The organism is Komagataeibacter xylinus (assembly GCF_031081985.1).
Lineage (GTDB): Bacteria > Pseudomonadota > Alphaproteobacteria > Acetobacterales > Acetobacteraceae > Komagataeibacter > Komagataeibacter xylinus_E.
The window spans coordinates 585832-601257 of the sequence record NZ_JARWSK010000001.1; the positions used below are offsets into that span (position 1 = coordinate 585832).

Here is a 15426-nt window from a genome sequence, read left to right on the forward strand (position 1 = left end):
AGGCGGGTGGCAGGCAGGCGAAATGCCGCTTTCAGCGCGGCTTCGCCTTTTTGCGGCCCACAACCGAGAGGCGGGTGGTGACAAGGTCATACCCCATCCCGCGCACGATATTGTCCAGCAGGGCATCAAGCTCGGGGTTTTCAAACTCGATCACCTTGCCGCTATCGGCGTCGATCAGGTGGTAATGATCGCCATGATCGCCATCGGCCACTTCATAACGCGCCCGACCGCCGCCAAAGTCACGGCGCTGGAGAATGCCGTTTTCCTCGAACAGGCGCACGGTACGATACACCGTGGCAATGGAAATGCGTGGATCGACTTCCACCGCGCGGCGGTACAGTTCCTCCACATCCGGGTGGTCGTCACTATCCGACAGGACGAAGGCAATCGTCCTGCGCTGGCCCGTCAGTTTCAGGCCGCGTTCACGGCACAGGTCGGCCAGGGGAGAATCGGGAAAAGTCGGCTCTTTCATCGCCTCATAGCATAATGCATACAGACCGCCCCGGTCCAGTAGGGATAAGCGGTTCGGGCTGTCGATTTTAATTGCAAATGATAATCTTTCTCATTAATAAGGTCTCACGAACACATTCAGGGAGCGGGTCACGCCATGGCCCGAGCGGATGATGACCAACACCACAGTTTTCATGAATGATCTTTCATCAAGCGAACGCCTGCTGGTCTGGTGCGTGCGCCGCCTGAGCGGGCAGGGTGACGCCACGCGCGGCACGCCGGGGCTGGCGCTACCATGCTTCCGGGCTGATTTTGCCGCCGTGATCGAGGCATTCCACATGGCCATGAACCGCCTGCGTGCCTACCAGCGCGCGCCGGTGGATGTGGCGATCTGCTCGGCCACGCACCTGACCGGCACGGAAAACCGCTTTCTGCTCGCCGCCACCGCCGCACAGGAGGGGCGCGAGGGCGAGGTGCGGCGCATGCTCCGGCCCATTTTCGTTCACCACCATGTGCTTTCGCCCTTTGCCGCCGCCATTACGCAACTCGGCGCATGCCTTGCAGGGGCGGGGTACTGGCTGCCACGGCGGGGCAACATGCTCGCCGCCTCCAACCGGGTGCCTGTAGCAACCCCACACCAGATGAAGGCCGTTACGGCGCAACCCGCACCCCGGCCCCATGCCCCCCAGGACCAGCCCGTGGGCGCGGGCTGCCTTGCGGCCATGCGCTGGCACCATGGTGATATGGGCCGCGCGCAGGTCATGTGGCCAAGCCCTGCCGCGGGCGTGCAGACGGGCGGGCTCTAAAAACACCACAGGGGCCACACGGTCGTGCGGCCCCCACAGGGCGGGATGACAGCAATGCCACCCATCGTATCGATCCGGCGGGCGCGCCGGTTCATGGAAAATGCTTTCCTCGACCTGCTCGACATCCTTGCCTGGCAGGAAGGCGCGCCACCCGCCACCAGCCATGAGCAGCCGGTGGACCCGCATTGTGGCGGGATTATTCCTGATCGGGGGCAGGGGCGGAGTTGAGCTTGATGTATTGCGGCAGGCCAAGCTGCTTGATGAGGTCGAACTGGCGGTCGAGGAAATCCTCGTGCTCTTCCTCGTTCACAAGGATGCGCAGCAGCAGGTCGCGCGATACGTAGTCACGCACGCTCTCGCAATAGGCAATGCCTTCGCGGAGGTCGCCAATCGCCTTTTCTTCCAGCTTCAGGTCGCATTTGAGGATTTCCTCAACGTCCTGGCCCACGAGAATGGTGTTGTAGCGCTGCACGTTGGGCAGGCCACCGAGGTAGAGGATACGCTCGATCAGCCAGTCGGCGTGCTTCATCTCCTCGATGGATTCCTCATATTCCTTCTTGCCCAGCAGGGTCACGCCCCAATGGCGCAGCGTGCGGGCGTGAAGGTAATACTGGTTGATTGCGGTCAGCTCGTTGGTGAGCTGGGTGTTCAGGTGCTCGATGACCTTGGGATCCTTGATGGGCATGTCCGTCTTCCTGTCTTGCAAATTATTATACCCCTCACGGGTTACTGCGTGGCAGGCGGCAACGCAATTACAAAAAAGCGTTGCATAACCATGCCCTGCGCGCGACCCTGCGCCCACGCCGCACACAGGGCACGGCCACCACGCAGGGCAGGGGGTATGCCACATGGACCAGACCAGCTACCGCACACTTGATGCAGGCGGCATCCGCGCATTCCTTGCCGGTCTGCCCGCCATTGCCACCCGCCTTGGCGGCCCGCCCGAACAGTGGCAGGTGCGCGAGGTCAGCGATGGCAACCTCAACAACGTATTCCTCATCACCGGGCCTGCGGGGGAAGTGTGCCTCAAGCAGTCGCTGCCCCATGTGCGTGTGGACCCGAACTGGAAGATGCCGCTCGACCGCACGTATTTCGAGGCCGCATGGCTTGCCGCCATCGGCCCGCTGGTGGGGGGGCTGACCACCGAATACCTGCATTTCGACCCCGAGCTTTATGTGCTGGTGGTCGAGAGCCTGTCCGGCCACACCGTGCTGCGCACGGCGCTGATGGAAGGAGCGGACTGGCCGGAGGTCGCGCCCCGCATTGGCACGTTCGTGGCCCGGGCCTGTTTTGGCACCTCGCTGCTCGCCCGCCCGTTCGAGGATGTGTTTGACGCCCGCCGCCTGTTTGCCGCCAACAAGGCCCTGACCCGCATCACGCTCGACCTGGTGTTTGACGACCCGTACCGCGATCACCCGCGCAACCACTGGCATGACCAGGCCCTGAGCCCCATAGTACAGGATATCCGCACCAGTGCGGCAGCCCTTCTGGCGGTAGAAAACCTGCGGCGGCGCTTCCTGTCGCAACCACAGGCGCTGCTGCATGGCGACCTGCATACAGGCTCGATCATGAGCACGGCGGATGATACGCGCGTGATCGATGGCGAGTTCGCGCTGTATGGCCCCATCGGGTTTGACTGCGGCATGTTCGTGGGCAATCTCGTGCTGCATTTCTTCGCAACACCCGACCCTGCGGCCCGGCAGGCGGTGCTGCGCGATATTGACGGCTTCTGGCGCAGCTTTCATGCGCAGTTCATGGCGCTGTGGAACGCCGATGACGCCCCGCCGCCTGGCACCCTGCGCCCGCTGGCCTATGGCCCGGCCGCCCATGTGGCGCAGCAGGCGTTCGTGGATGAGGTGATGGGCGACACCATCGGCTTTGCCGCCATCGAGATCATCCGCCGCATCATCGGCTACGCCCACACGGCGGATTTCGACACCATTACCGATCCGCACCAGCGCGCCACCTGCCGCGCGGGCGCGCTGGCCTTTGCCTATTACGTACTCGACCATCTGGCGGACATGTGCACGATTGCGGATTTCCTGTCCTGCCTGGGCGAGAATGAGCGCAAGGGCCTGTAAATCAGGGCATGAGGGCCGCCAGCCGGGCCATGGCGGCGCGCAAATCGGCCTCGATTTCAGGCAGGGCGCGACAGGGGATGGATGTATCGAAATACCGGGCAAATGAAATGGCGCATCCAATGCCCGCCCGCGCCACATCCAGCCGGGCCGTGGGGTCATGGGGGGCGATCAGGCGGTCAAACCAGTCCTGCGGGTCGGTTTCCATGCTGGTGGTAAACGCCGTGCGGGTGGGTGCGCCCGCGTGATCCGCACAGCTCACGCTCAGGCTGCGATATAAAAACGCCCGCGCCGGTACCTGGCGTGAAAAACCGGTGCGCCGCCCCGGATTCATGCCCCCTTCATGTGGCGTAAGACGCCATGAATCCGGCGCGCCATCCGGGCTGGTGCGCACCTCGAGGTCCAGCACCGCACCATCAAGGGCTGCCTGCACGACAGCAGCCACATGGGCCTGCGTCATCTCACGCCGTTTCTCGCCATGGCTGCGGTCGCACCGCCGCCACAGCCCCGCTGCATTGATCAGGCTGACCAGACCCCGGCGGGCAGCAGGCTTGCTGTTATCCAGCACCCACACATAGGTGCCGATGCCAGTGTTGATGAACATATCCTGTGGCAGGGCAATGACCGTATCGATCAGGTCATGCTCGACAAGATAGCGGCGAATGGCGGACTCGCCGCTTTCCACCCCGCCACCATTCAGGGCGGCGCCATGCGTCACCACGCCAATCCGGCTGCCGCCATGGCGGGGCGCACGCATCTTGGCCAGCAGGTGCAGCATGAACAGCATCGACCCATCCGACACGCGCGGCAGACCCGGCCCGAAGCGCCCCCGCGCGCCCTGCGCGTGTTCCGCCTGTATGGATGCGCGAATGGCACGCCAGTCCAGCCCGAAAGGCGGATTGGCCAGCATGCGGCCAAAACGCTGCCGGGCATGGCCATCGGCCAGCAGCGTATCGCCCTGCACCATCTGCCGGGACTTCTGCCCACGCAGCAGCAGGTCGGCACGCGCAAGCGCACAGGACTGACCGTTAAGCTCCTGCCCGTACAGGTCCGCCGTGATACCGCGTGCGTGCAGCCGGTCAGCCGCCCGGGCAAGCAGGGCACCGGTACCGGCGGCGGGGTCATAGAGCGCAAGAGGGGTGCCGGGCCGATCCGCGGCGCAGACGAGATCAACCATCAGGTCCGTAACCTCCGGCGGCGTGTAATGCGTGCCGGTGCCCTGCGTGGTAGTGAAATGGCTGACCAGTTCCTCAAACAGCCGGGCCATGGCTTCGCTGCCATACAGAGCAGGCGAAAGGTCAAGGGCGGCAAAATGCGCGGCCAGCGGACCCAGCATGTCAACCGCAGCCAGCTTGCGCGCCAGCCGCTCGACCTCAAGCTGCGCCATGATGTCGCGCATGGCGGCGGGCAGGCGCGCAAGCTGCCCCGCCAGCACCCCGAGCGGATCGGCCGCGCAGGCAATGGTCGCAAGCCCTCCACGCGCGGGCGGCCGCGCCTGCTCAAACCGCCGCAACACGGTAAAGGCCAGTATGGCAGGCCCGTATTCAACCGGCGGCAACACGCGGCGCAACTGGCCCGCAATGCGCCATATGTCAGTTGCTGACAGCAAGGGCGCAGTCATGGGCGGGTTAACGGGCGCGTTCTTCCGCCGCCGCCGTGCGCCACAGCGACAGGGCAACGGCAATGACCGCAGGCCCGATGAACAGCCCGAGCAGGCCAAACACATGCAGGCCACCCAGAATGGCCGTCAGCACCGCAAGGAAGGGAATGCTGGTGCTGCCGCTGATCAGCTTGGGCCGCACGAAGTGGTCGCCCGCGCCATAGGCAATGGTGCCGATCACGCCCACGATCACCGCCTGCATCACGCCATTGGCAGCAAAGGTCATGAGCGTGGTCACGCATAGCAGGATCGGACCACAAAACGGGATGACACTGACCACTGCGGTGACCAGCGTGAGCAGGGCGGGGTGCGGAGTACCTGCAATGAAGTAGCCAATGCCCACCAGCACGCCCTGGCCCAGCCCCACAAGCACCAGCCCCGCCACCGTGCCGCGCACCGCGCCCACGGTGTTGCGGATCACGTCACGCGCGCGCCCACCCAGAAAACGCTGCCCCACCGCGCGGATATCGGCAATGAGCGTTTGCGAGGCATGGAGATAGAAATAGACCGACAGCGTGGCGATGACGAAGGTTTCGGTCATTTCCATCAGGCGGTGCGGCAGTTCGCGGCCATCGCCGGTGGCCACCATGCGCGATACGACCCCGGTCCAGTGCCGCAGTTCATCGGGGTCGGACAGGTAGTGCTGCCACAGCCCGGCCAGCCTTGGGCCAATGCGCGGAATTTCATTGACCTGCGGCGAGACGGGAATGCCATCATGCAACGCGGCGCGCCCCCACGCCATGAGCGAGGGAATTTCCAGCCCCGCCCGCACGGCCATGGCGATCATGGGCACCGCCAGCAGCGCGAAGATGCCTGCCGCGATCAGCCCTGCCGCCGCCCCACGGCCCATGCCGCGCCCGACCAGCCGGGTATAGAGTGGAAAGGTGGTGATGGTGAGAATACCCCCCCACACGAAGGCAAACAGGAATGACTGTTCGATCCATGCGGAAAACAGCAGGACCGCGCATACAAATATGAAGGTGCCGATATACTGGGTCCGGTTCCGGTTTTCTTCCATATGGTGTGTTCTATCCTGCTGGGGTTCGTGAAAGGTTGTCATATCATGCCATGACAGGCAGGCCTTACGTTCTGGCAGATGGCCTGCATCGTTGTTGTCATGTCAGCACAGGGTAAAGGTCCGGTTTACAAAAAGACATCATCCATCTTGCTCCCGCAGGCGCAAGCTGGTCCATTCCCCGCCCATTCTCCCTAATAGCCCTGACGCGACATGCCCCGCCGCCCAAAGACCTTTTTTACCGCCGACACCCATTTCGGCCATGCCAATATCATCCGCTACACAAAGCGCCCCTTTGAAACGGTGGCGGAGATGGATGCAACCCTGGTCAGCAACTGGAACGCCACCGTCGGCCCTGATGATGACGTGTGGCACCTTGGCGACGTGGCGCACGGCACGCAGCGGGCCGAAGCGATCCTGCCCCTGCTGAATGGCCGCAAGCACCTGATCTGGGGCAACCACGATAGCGAGGCCATGCGGACCTGGCCGGGCTGGGCGTCATCGCAGGCCTATGCGGAACTCAAGCTCGATGGCCGCAGGGTGGTGCTGTTTCATTATCCCATCGCGGAATGGAATGGCTTCTGGCACGACAGCCTTTTTATGGTCATGACAGGTTCACACCCACCAGCCTGTCCTGTGACGTGGGGGTGGACGTGTGGGATTACCGGCCCGCGAAATTCAATGACATCGTTGAAACCATCAGCGCTCTGGCTCCGCCCGCATGCCCCGCCTGAGGCCACATGCTCCGGCTGCCCGCCGGTGGGCCGCATCATGCCTCAGGCCCCGCGCCCATGGCTGCCCGCCGGACGGCAACGCGATATTCATGCAGCAGCCCCTCCAGTCGCACCCGTTCAGCAGCCTGTGCCGCAACCTGCTCCAGCTGTGTCCAGACCACCTGCGCCACCCTGCGCTGGCTTGCCAGCGGCGGCATGATCAGTTCCAGCGAGGCCAGCGTGAGCGTATCCACCTCGGGGAAGACGCTGCCCCCCGCGCGGCGGCGCAGTTCCGGCCCTGCCGCCCATAACGCCAGCGCCGCGTAGCGCCGGTCCACCGCATGCCCGCGTGGCACCAGCGCCTTGCACCCCTGGCTGACCGCAAGCGGGCCACACCCCAGTCCCACCCGGCCCACAGGGGCGCGGGTTGATACCACAAGTGCCCCCGAAGGCACCATGATGGCCCGGCACGCCGTCAGCCCCGCTGCCGAAAGGCTGCGCTGCCCCCGCGTTACCCAGCCGGGTGGGCCGGGCGGCAGGTCCGCCGGTGTCAGCCACGTTACGTCATCACCCCAGTAGGCGGCCCGGGTCGTGGCGGGTGTGCCACCGCCGGTAATGTCAAACACATGCCCCAGCAGTCGTCGCGTGCCGCATGCCGCCCCCATGGCCTGCGCGATGATGGCCTGGACCTGCTCGCGTGCCAGTTCGTCAAGCCTGTCGAGCAGGCGCACCTGCCCGTCAATGCGTTGCAGGCTCACGTCCAGCCGGTCGGCCACAAGGCGCTGGCAGGCCAGGGAAGGGCAGGGAACAGGCAGGCTGTTCATGCGCGCGCGCGTCAGTTTGGGGCGGGTGGAGCCCTCCACATGCGGGCCGTAGGGCAGGGTATTGAGGGCATGCGCCACGAAGCGCCCATCCACGCCTGCGCGCGGGCGCAGCACATGCACATGGTTACCCGCCCATAGCGGCCCTTCATGAAAGAACGCGACATCACGCGTGGGGTCGGCAAAAGGCGCGCCATCCTCGCCAAGCAGCACGAGCGCGCCGTCAAACAGCGCCTGATCGACATGCCCGGTCACGCCACTGGCCCCATGATAGGGCACCGGCCCCGGACGCTGCGCGCGTTGCGCGCGGTTAAGGGGCACGCGGCCTGCATCAAGGCATTCAACCAGCGCGCCGAGCGGCACCACGGGCCATGACGGAGGCAGGCTGTCATCGCACTTCATGCCCCCTCCTTACTGTTGGCCGTGACGGAGCCGCCATATAAAAATACATCATAACAGGCATTTGCGCCTCATGGCTGCTGGCCGTGCGCTATCGGCTCGTATAAACCCCACCCCAAGCACCATACCGCATGCCGCACACGATCATGCTCCGGGGGTATGGGTGAAGCAGGGGGTTCATGACGCGTCCAACCACATCCTTCGGGGCGGAATTCCGCTCCATCCTTGCCATCGCCGGGCCAATGGGCCTGTCACAGTTCGCCCAGATGCTGATGGGGCTGACCGATGACGTGCTGCTCGGCAGCCTTGGGGCGGCAGCCCTGGCCATTGGCGGACTGGCCACAGGCACGTTCTTCACGCTCAACGCCATCCTTGCCGCCATGATCGAGGCCGGTGGCATCCTGCTCTCGCAGGCGCGCGGGCGGCAGGACCATGCAAGCCTTGGCACCACCATCACCTCCATGCTCGTGGTGGCCATCGCGCTATGCGGGCCGGAACTGTTCTGCCTGTACCATATCGACCGGCTTCTGGCATGGCTGCACGAGCCCGAGGCCATTCGCGCGCCCGTAACCGGTTTCGTGCATATCCTGATGTGGGCGGTGCCGCCTGCGCTACTTGGGCAGGGCGTGCTGACCACGGCGCTGCCGGTCATGGGCGCGCAGGGCATTCTCATGCGGGTGATGCCCTGCATTACGGTGGTGAACGGCGTGCTGAACGCAGCGCTCATTCATGGCTGGCTTGGCCTGCCCGCGCTGGGGCTGCATGGCTCGGCGATAGCGACAGTCATCACCCTGTGGTGCATGCCCCTCATCATGCTGGCCTTCATGGCGCGCAGGCCCGAACTGCGCACGGCGCTGCGCCCGCGCATGCATGACTGGAAGCATACGGGCGCCCTGCTGCACACCGGCCTGCCCATGCTGGCCGCCGCGATGGCGGAGGTCACGCTGTTCCAGGCCAACAGCTTCGAGGCCGCCCGGCTGGGCAATGCGGGGCTTGCGGCATTCCAGATCATGCTTGGCATCGGCATGCAGTGCTTCGTGCTGTATCTGGCCATGGCGCAGGCCAGCAACATACGCGTGGGCTACTGGACGGGCCGCAACGACCCCGCCATGGTCCGCCGTGCCGCCAGTGCGGGCATGATGCTGGGCATGGGGGTAGCCTGCGTGACCACGCTCATCCTGGCGCTGGAGCGGCAGACCATCATCGGCTTCTATCTCGATGCGGCCCTGCCGGAAAACGCGCAGGCGGTGCATCTGGCACTTGCACTCCTGCTGATCGGCGCGGCCTTTCAGGTGCCTGATGCCCTGCAGGCCATCGCCACGGGTATCCTGCGCGGGCAGGGTGATACCACCATCCCCATGGTTCTGGCCGTTATCGGCTACTGGGGGCTTGGCTTTCCTGCTGGCATATTTCTTGCCTTTGAGCGGGGCATGGGCGTGCAGGGCCTGTGGTACGGCATTGGCATCGGGCTGGTGGCGGTGTTCGTGCTCCATGGCACGCGCATCGTGTGGCGCATGAAGCGAGTGGCGCGAACAGGGTAGGAAAAGCCCCGCCCGGTCGCGCCGGTTTTGAAATGAATCATTAGAAAAAATAAAAAGTTTTCGGGTGCCCCTTTTTTCAAGAATACAGCGTTCTTTGAAGCTTTTTGAAAAAAGCTTCACCAGAAACTTCTTTTAATTCCAAAGCGCCATCATGCCCTTACAGGCGCTTGTGCATTTCCTCGCGGATGGAATTGCATTTCTTGGTAAATACGCCTGCCTGAGACGCAGTCATGAAGTTGATCAGGAACGCGCCAAGCAGCGAACAGAAGGACAGGATGATCAGCACCTGCCCCATGAGCGAGATCACCCCGCTATAATGCACCGCCGAATACCATAACAGGCCGAGGCTCAGCACGGCGCCGAACACGCCGAGCACGCCGGTGGAGCGGATGAGGGATTCCTCCTCGCGGATGAAGGTGGAGGATTCCTGCCATAACATGAAAAGCTTGCGGTCCATTTCCTGCACGGCGGCGACATAGTCCTCCGTATCATCAGGATGCTGGTGGTCGGTGCCACTGCGATGCAGTTCAAGCTCCTGCCGGGCCTTGGCGAAGACGCGCCTGCGTTCCTTTATGGCGGGCAGGCTGATATCGACAAAGCTGAGAATGGCCACGTTCAGCCCAGCCGATAGCTGGATGACCGCTTGGAAATCACCCCAGATCACAGGTTACCCCCTGCGGGTCCACATAACCGTGCACTGTAGCAAACCCTGACAAATACAAAGCCTTACAGCATGCAAGGGCTGCATGCCAGTTCCCAACGTGCCATGCAATATGGCGGCACGCCTGCCTTTAGGGTTAGCATGAAGCGTGATGAATATCCATGTTCCCTCCACCTATGAGATCTACCGTGGCTGGCAGTCCATACAGGGCACCGGGCTGGAGATCGGCTCGCCCCTGCTTGTCGGCGCCGTGCTGGTGCTGGCCTGCGGCATGGTGGTGTTCCTGCTGCCCACCTTCATCGCGTGCCGCCGCAGGGTGCATAACACGGCAGTGGTAGCGGTGGTGAACTGCACCCTGGGCATGACCGGGGTAGGGTGGGTGATTGCGCTGCTCATGGCCTGCCTGCTCGAGACCGATACCAGCCGCCACGCACGCCTGCGCCGGAGCGAACCGGCCACGTTCCTGACCGTGCCATAAGGGTGCCGGGGGAAGGGCCTGTCCTTGCCTGCCACCGAAGGTCCATGAAGAATATGACCTCAGCACCCCTGAAGCCGCACGGAGCTTTCTTTACGGCCCCGATGCCGGGGCCATCTTCCGCCTGATCGAGCCTGTGGTGAAGGCTTACCCGCCCTGCGCAAAAGGCAGCGTTGAAATCAGGCCCGGCGATGAGGAAATCAGGAGCCGCATCGTCCAGCTTCCCTGATTACATGCCGCCCTCATGAAAAAAGGGAGCCTGCCGTCTGGCGTGCTCCCTTCAACCTGCCATTTTTTCAAAAGCCTGAAGGCATGCCGCCTTTTTGAAAAAAGGCGGCACAACGCTTGCTTACTGCTGCTTGTACAGCAGGCGGGCACGCAGCGTGCCCTTGAGTTCGCGCAGACGGTCAAGGATGCGGTTGTCCTTTTCCACATCACGCCCGGTATCGGCCTCGACCACCACATAGCCCAGCTCGCCCGCCGTCTGCAGGTACTGCGCGGTGACGTTGCAGGATTCACGGGAGAAGATCTCGTTGATCTGCAGCATGATGCCCGGCACGTTGCGGTGCACGTGCATGAAGCGCGTGCCGTGCGGGTTTTCAGGCAACTGCACGGTGGGGAAGTTCACAGCACCCAGCGTGGAACCGATATCGGAGTATTCCACCAGCTTGCGGGCCACTTCCACGCCAATGCGCTCCTGCGCTTCCGCCGTGGAGCCACCGATATGCGGCGTCAGGATCACGTTATCCAGCCCGCGCAGCGGGGTCTCAAGCGGCTCGCCTGCCTGCTTGGGCTCCTTGGGGAACACGTCGATGGCTGCGCCAAGCAGGTGGCCATCCTTCAGGGCAGCGGCCAGCGCATCGAGGTCCACCACGTTGCCGCGCGCGTTGTTGATGAGGAAGGAGCCCTTCTTCATCGCGCGGATCTGCGCCTCGCCAATCATGCCCGCGGTCTCGGGGGTCTGGGGCACGTGCAGGCTGACCACGTCGCTCTGGGCCAGCAGGGTTTCGAGCGTATCGACCGGGGTTGCGTTGCCGTGCACCAGCTTGTCGATCACGTCATAATAGAACACGCGCATGCCAAAAGCTTCGGCCAGCACGGAAAGCTGCGAGCCAATCGAGCCGTAACCCACGATGCCCAGCGTCTTGCCGCGCACTTCCCAGCTATTGGTGGCGGACTTCTTCCAGATACCCGCATTGCATTCCTGCGACTTGGGGAAGATGCGGCGCATCAGCATCACGATCTCGCCCATGACCAGTTCGGCCACCGAGCGGGTGTTGCTGTAAGGCGCGTTGAAGACGGGAATGCCAGCCTCGCGCGCGGCATCGAGATCGACCTGGTTGGTGCCGATGCAGAAGCAGCCGATGGCGATCAGGCGGTCGGCCTTCTCGATCACCTCGCGCGTAAGCTGCGTGCGCGAGCGGATGCCAACGATATGCACGCCTTCCAGCGCCTTTTGCAGCGCTTCGCCTTCCAGCGCCGTCTTGAGGCGGGTGACGTTCTCGTATCCGTTTTCCTTCAGCAGGTTGACGGCACTGTCATGGATGCCCTCAAGCAGCAGGATGCGGATCTTGTCCTTGGGAAGGGAAAGGTGGCCGGTGGATGGGCTGGTCATGTCGCGTGCTCCCGCTCTGGATACGGTCAAGAAGGTAGGTCGTCCCTATCCGATTGGCCGCGCCATCGCTAGGGGGAAAGATGAATTCGTGTCCTCAGCCCGCGCCCAGCACGAGCAGGCCGCTCACATGCGCCAGCAGGCCAGCGTCACCCAGCGCAAGCACCGTGCCGTCGCCATCGGCGCGCAGGGGCTGACCCGCCCAGTCGGTCATGGAGCCGCCAGCGCCTTCCACAACCGGCACGAGGGCGGCCCAGTCCCATATCTTCATGGTGCATTCGGCAATGATGTCGATCTGCCCGAGTGCGAGCAGGCCGTAAGCGTAGCAGTCGCCGCCCCAGCTTGTGCGCCGGACTGCCGCCGCCAGCGCATCAAAACCGGGGCGATGCGGGGCATCAAGGATTTCAGGCGCCGTGCAGGACAGTTCGGCCTGGCCCACCCCAGCGCAGCCCCGCGTGCGCGGCGTGCCGGGCAGGGTGGAGATGAAGCGCGTCGCCTCGCCCCGCAGGCCAATCCAGCGCTCGCCCGTAACCGGCTGGTCGATAATGCCAAGCAGCGGCACATCATTATGCAGCAGCGCGATGAGCGTGCCAAAAGTGGGCCGACCGGTCAGGAAGGCGCGGGTGCCATCAATCGGGTCGATGACCCAGCGATACGGGCTTTCCTCCCCTTCAAGGCCGAATTCCTCGCCCATGATGCCAAAGCCGGGCAGGCGCTCGGACAGGACCGCCCGAATCGCGCGCTCCGCCGTGCGGTCGGCAATGGTGACGGGGCTGGCATCGGCCTTGTCATGGGCCATGACCCCGCGGCGGAAGAAGGGCAGCACCACGCTGCGGGCCACATCGGCGGCGGCAAGGGCGGCTTCAAGCACCGCATCACGCGGGAACCCGGCGGGCAGGGCGCTCATCAGGGCGTCTCCGGCTTGAGCGAGCGTAGATAGGCGATCACATCCGCGCGGTCGGTCTCGGAGGCAATGCCGGGGAAGGACATCTTGGTGCCTGATGCGTAATCGGCAGGCCCCTTGAGCCAGGCGGACAGGGTGGCGTTGGTCCAGGTCTCGTCCTTGTGTGCCTTGAGCGCATCCGAGAAGTCATAGCCGGGAATATCGCCCACATGCGTGCCGAACACGCCAAACAGGTCCGGCCCGATGATGGAGGGGCCATTGGGCGCCATGCTGTGGCACATGGCGCACTGCCTGTCGGCCAGGGCATGGCCCTTTTCCACGTTGGCTTTGGCCACGAGGTCATCAATGGAGGCGCCTGGCGCGGGGGCGGCCGGGTGCGGTATGGCCACGCCAGCCTTCACGGGCAGGGGTTCGGGCACGGCCGTGTGGGCAATGCCCCAGCTTGCGCCGAGCACCCCCACGGCAATGAGGCAGGCAACCCCGATCTGGTTAAGGCGTGTACTGTCCATGAAGTCGGGCGTCCTTCCCACGGTTGCATGTAAACCGCTCCTTACCTAGACTGCCGCGCGCCCTGTGTGAAGCATGCACGGGCGGCGGGCGGCCCGTGCCGCCGCGACAGATTACGGATGGCCCAGACCCAGACCCCATGAACCCTATTGTCCTGATTCCGGCCCGGATGGCCTCGACCCGTCTGCCGGGCAAACCGCTTGCCGATATCGCGGGCCGCCCCATGATCGTGCATGTGCTCGAGCGCGCGCAGGCCGCCTGCATCGGCCCGGTTGCCGTCGCCACCGCCGACCGCGCCATTGCCGATGTGGTGGAACACGCGGGCGGCACCGCCATCCTCACCGACCCGGACCTGCCTTCCGGCTCGGACCGCATCTGGCAGGCTCTCGGCGCGCTTGACCCGAGCGGCAGGCATGACACCATCATCAACCTGCAGGGCGACCTGCCGGGCATCGAGCCGGACTGCCTGCGCGCCGTGCTCCGACCGCTGGCTGATGGCGCGGTCGATATCGCAACCCTCGTGGCCCCCGTGCGCGATGAGGCGGAAGCCAAAGCGGCCTCGGTGGTGAAAGTGGCCTGCGCCTTTGGCAGCGACGGACCAGATGAAGTGACGCGCGCGCTGTATTTTTCACGCATGCCCATACCGTGGGGGCAGGGACCGCTATGGCACCATGTGGGGCTGTACGCCTATCGCCGCGCGGCCCTAGCCCGTTTTGTCAGCCTGCCCGAAAGCGGGCTGGAACAGCGCGAAAAGCTCGAACAGCTCCGCGCGCTCGAGGCTGGCATGACCATTGGCTGCACCCGCGTGCCCGCAGCCCCCTTTGGCGTTGACACCCCCGCCGATCTTGAACGCGCGCGCCAGTTGCTGGGAGCCGTCGCATGAGTGCAGAACGCATCATTGCCTTCCAGGGCCGCCCCGGCGCCTATTCCGACCTGGCCTGCCGCACCGCCCGGCCCGGCTGGACCACGCTGCCGTGCCAGACCTTTGCCCAGACCATTGCCGCCGTGCATGACGGGCAGGCCGAACTGGCCATGCTGGCCTGCGAGAACAGCCTTGCAGGCCGCGTGCCCGATATTCACGCCCTGCTGCCACAGGCGGGGCTGTTCATCGTGGGCGAACATTTCCAGCGCGTGGAGCATTGCCTGCTGGGCATTCCCGGCACGAAGCTGGGCGATGCACGGCGGTTGCACACCCACCCGGTCGCCATGGCGCAGGTGCGCGGCGTGATAACCGAGCTGGGGCTGGAGCCGGTTGTGGAGTTTGATACCGCGGGTGCTGCCGAGATGGTGCGGGACTGGGGCCGCAGGGAAGACGTGGCCGTGGCATCCGAACTGGCAGCCGAACTCAACGGGCTTGAAATCCTGCGCCGCAACGTGGAGGACGCCGCCCACAACACCACGCGCTTCTACATTGCATCGCGCAGGCCCGACACGCTGCCGCCACCAAGCCCCGACTTCATGACCACGCTGCTGTTCAGGATCACCAACCAGCCCGGCGCGCTGTACAAGGCGCTGGGCGGGCTGGCCACGACGGGCGTGAACCTGACCCGGCTGGAAAGCTACATGCTGGAAGGCTCGTTCTCGGCCACACAGTTCCTGATGGATGTGGAGGGCCACCCCGAAGCGCCCCCGCTGGCGGAAGCCCTGCGCGAGCTTTCATTCTTTTCGGAACGCCAGGAAATTCTGGGCGTCTATCCCGCATCTCCCTTCCGGCGGGGGGCGTAAAGGGCAGGGCGGGCATGTTTTGCCCCCCGCGCCGCATTGCCTGTATGATACCCTGCCTG

General features: G+C 64.5%; 16 protein-coding genes and 1 pseudogene. 8 read left to right on the plus strand and 9 right to left on the minus strand.

The features are described 5' to 3' along the window. Positions 1 to 31: 31 nt before the first annotated feature. Positions 32 to 472: a Fur family transcriptional regulator gene (locus QEG70_RS02975; protein ID WP_308719286.1), complete on the minus strand. Its 441-nt coding sequence runs from the start codon at positions 470 to 472 to the stop codon at positions 32 to 34. 148 nt (positions 473 to 620) lie between these two features. Between QEG70_RS02975 and QEG70_RS02980 the strand changes: the two genes are divergently transcribed. Together QEG70_RS02980 and QEG70_RS02985 are read left to right on the plus strand one after the other, a co-directional pair. Next, entirely contained in the window at positions 621 to 1256 is a 636-nt protein-coding gene (locus QEG70_RS02980) for a hypothetical protein (protein ID WP_308719287.1), read from the plus strand. A gap of 54 nt (positions 1257 to 1310) precedes the next feature. Next, on the plus strand, positions 1311 to 1484 hold the full coding sequence (locus QEG70_RS02985; RefSeq protein WP_308719288.1) for a hypothetical protein: 174 nt from the start codon (positions 1311 to 1313) through the stop codon (positions 1482 to 1484). Here QEG70_RS02985 and bfr read toward each other — a convergent pair. Continuing rightward, complete coding sequence (gene bfr / locus QEG70_RS02990) at positions 1453 to 1941, minus strand: bacterioferritin (protein WP_078523985.1); 489 nt, start codon at positions 1939 to 1941, stop codon at positions 1453 to 1455. The two genes, QEG70_RS02985 and bfr, sit on opposite strands and share 32 nt — an antisense overlap. Before the next feature lie 163 nt (positions 1942 to 2104). Between bfr and mtnK the strand changes: the two genes are divergently transcribed. Continuing rightward, on the plus strand, positions 2105 to 3337 hold the full coding sequence (mtnK, locus tag QEG70_RS02995; RefSeq protein WP_308719289.1) for an S-methyl-5-thioribose kinase: 1233 nt from the start codon (positions 2105 to 2107) through the stop codon (positions 3335 to 3337). A 1-nt stretch (position 3338) separates the two neighbouring features. Here mtnK and QEG70_RS03000 read toward each other — a convergent pair whose 3' ends face one another. Both QEG70_RS03000 and QEG70_RS03005 read right to left on the minus strand, forming a co-directional pair. Beyond that, the gene (locus QEG70_RS03000; RefSeq protein ID WP_308719290.1) at positions 3339 to 4943 is read right to left on the minus strand and encodes a class I SAM-dependent DNA methyltransferase; all 1605 of its coding nucleotides are present in this window, start codon (positions 4941 to 4943) and stop codon (positions 3339 to 3341) included. 19 nt (positions 4944 to 4962) lie between these two features. Continuing rightward, the gene (locus QEG70_RS03005; protein ID WP_308719291.1) at positions 4963 to 6012 is read right to left on the minus strand and encodes an AI-2E family transporter; all 1050 of its coding nucleotides are present in this window, start codon (positions 6010 to 6012) and stop codon (positions 4963 to 4965) included. Between the two features lie 210 nt (positions 6013 to 6222). Between QEG70_RS03005 and QEG70_RS16970 the strand changes: the two are divergent. Continuing rightward, positions 6223 to 6684 (plus strand): annotated as a pseudogene (locus QEG70_RS16970) (metallophosphoesterase); the annotation flags it as partial. A gap of 94 nt (positions 6685 to 6778) precedes the next feature. Here QEG70_RS16970 and QEG70_RS03015 read toward each other — a convergent pair. Then, positions 6779 to 7945 carry a restriction endonuclease subunit S gene (locus tag QEG70_RS03015; protein WP_308719293.1) on the minus strand — a complete coding sequence of 389 codons (1167 nt, stop codon included), beginning with the start codon at positions 7943 to 7945 and terminating at the stop codon, positions 6779 to 6781. 176 nt (positions 7946 to 8121) lie between these two features. On the opposite strand from QEG70_RS03015, the gene QEG70_RS03020 reads away from it, so the two are divergent. Next, positions 8122 to 9483, plus strand: coding sequence for an MATE family efflux transporter (locus QEG70_RS03020; protein WP_308719294.1), 1362 nt, complete (start codon positions 8122 to 8124; stop codon positions 9481 to 9483). 157 nt (positions 9484 to 9640) lie between these two features. Here QEG70_RS03020 and QEG70_RS03025 read toward each other — a convergent pair whose 3' ends face one another. Further along, entirely contained in the window at positions 9641 to 10147 is a 507-nt protein-coding gene (locus tag QEG70_RS03025; protein WP_308719295.1) for a hypothetical protein, read from the minus strand. Between the two features lie 148 nt (positions 10148 to 10295). On the opposite strand from QEG70_RS03025, the gene QEG70_RS03030 reads away from it, so the two are divergent. Beyond that, on the plus strand, positions 10296 to 10622 hold the full coding sequence (locus QEG70_RS03030) for a superinfection immunity protein (RefSeq protein WP_308719296.1): 327 nt from the start codon (positions 10296 to 10298) through the stop codon (positions 10620 to 10622). A gap of 346 nt (positions 10623 to 10968) precedes the next feature. Here the strand turns inward: QEG70_RS03030 and serA are convergent, their stop codons facing one another. The 3 genes from serA to QEG70_RS03045 form a co-directional block, all read right to left on the minus strand. Continuing rightward, a complete protein-coding gene (serA, locus tag QEG70_RS03035) occupies positions 10969 to 12234 on the minus strand; it encodes a phosphoglycerate dehydrogenase (RefSeq protein WP_308719297.1) in 1266 nt (421 codons plus the stop codon). 94 nt (positions 12235 to 12328) lie between these two features. After that, complete coding sequence (locus QEG70_RS03040) at positions 12329 to 13138, minus strand: inositol monophosphatase family protein (RefSeq protein WP_308719298.1); 810 nt, start codon at positions 13136 to 13138, stop codon at positions 12329 to 12331. Next, a complete protein-coding gene (locus QEG70_RS03045; protein ID WP_308719299.1) occupies positions 13138 to 13644 on the minus strand; it encodes a c-type cytochrome in 507 nt (168 codons plus the stop codon). Before QEG70_RS03045 ends, QEG70_RS03040 begins: the two co-directional genes overlap by 1 nt. A 137-nt stretch (positions 13645 to 13781) precedes the next feature. Between QEG70_RS03045 and QEG70_RS03050 the strand changes: the two genes are divergently transcribed. Both QEG70_RS03050 and QEG70_RS03055 read left to right on the plus strand, forming a co-directional pair. Further along, positions 13782 to 14525 carry a 3-deoxy-manno-octulosonate cytidylyltransferase gene (locus tag QEG70_RS03050; protein WP_308719300.1) on the plus strand — a complete coding sequence of 248 codons (744 nt, stop codon included), beginning with the start codon at positions 13782 to 13784 and terminating at the stop codon, positions 14523 to 14525. Next, complete coding sequence (locus tag QEG70_RS03055; protein ID WP_308719301.1) at positions 14522 to 15367, plus strand: prephenate dehydratase; 846 nt, start codon at positions 14522 to 14524, stop codon at positions 15365 to 15367. Before QEG70_RS03050 ends, QEG70_RS03055 begins: the two co-directional genes overlap by 4 nt. Positions 15368 to 15426: the final 59 nt, after the last annotated feature.

Coding starts and splice junctions, on each gene's coding strand:
- QEG70_RS02980 (WP_308719287.1), top strand. CDS start 621: ATGATGACCAACACCACAGTTTTCATGAATGATCTTTCATCAAGCGAA.
- QEG70_RS03015 (WP_308719293.1), bottom strand. CDS start 7,945: ATGAAGTGCGATGACAGCCTGCCTCCGTCATGGCCCGTGGTGCCGCTC.
- bfr (WP_078523985.1), bottom strand. CDS start 1,941: ATGCCCATCAAGGATCCCAAGGTCATCGAGCACCTGAACACCCAGCTC.
- QEG70_RS03030 (WP_308719296.1), top strand. CDS start 10,296: ATGAATATCCATGTTCCCTCCACCTATGAGATCTACCGTGGCTGGCAG.
- QEG70_RS03045 (WP_308719299.1), bottom strand. CDS start 13,644: ATGGACAGTACACGCCTTAACCAGATCGGGGTTGCCTGCCTCATTGCC.
- QEG70_RS03040 (WP_308719298.1), bottom strand. CDS start 13,138: ATGAGCGCCCTGCCCGCCGGGTTCCCGCGTGATGCGGTGCTTGAAGCC.
- QEG70_RS02975 (WP_308719286.1), bottom strand. CDS start 472: ATGAAAGAGCCGACTTTTCCCGATTCTCCCCTGGCCGACCTGTGCCGT.
- QEG70_RS03020 (WP_308719294.1), top strand. CDS start 8,122: ATGACGCGTCCAACCACATCCTTCGGGGCGGAATTCCGCTCCATCCTT.
- serA (WP_308719297.1), bottom strand. CDS start 12,234: ATGACCAGCCCATCCACCGGCCACCTTTCCCTTCCCAAGGACAAGATC.
- QEG70_RS03005 (WP_308719291.1), bottom strand. CDS start 6,012: ATGGAAGAAAACCGGAACCGGACCCAGTATATCGGCACCTTCATATTT.
- QEG70_RS03055 (WP_308719301.1), top strand. CDS start 14,522: ATGAGTGCAGAACGCATCATTGCCTTCCAGGGCCGCCCCGGCGCCTAT.
- QEG70_RS02985 (WP_308719288.1), top strand. CDS start 1,311: ATGCCACCCATCGTATCGATCCGGCGGGCGCGCCGGTTCATGGAAAAT.
- QEG70_RS03050 (WP_308719300.1), top strand. CDS start 13,782: ATGAACCCTATTGTCCTGATTCCGGCCCGGATGGCCTCGACCCGTCTG.
- mtnK (WP_308719289.1), top strand. CDS start 2,105: ATGGACCAGACCAGCTACCGCACACTTGATGCAGGCGGCATCCGCGCA.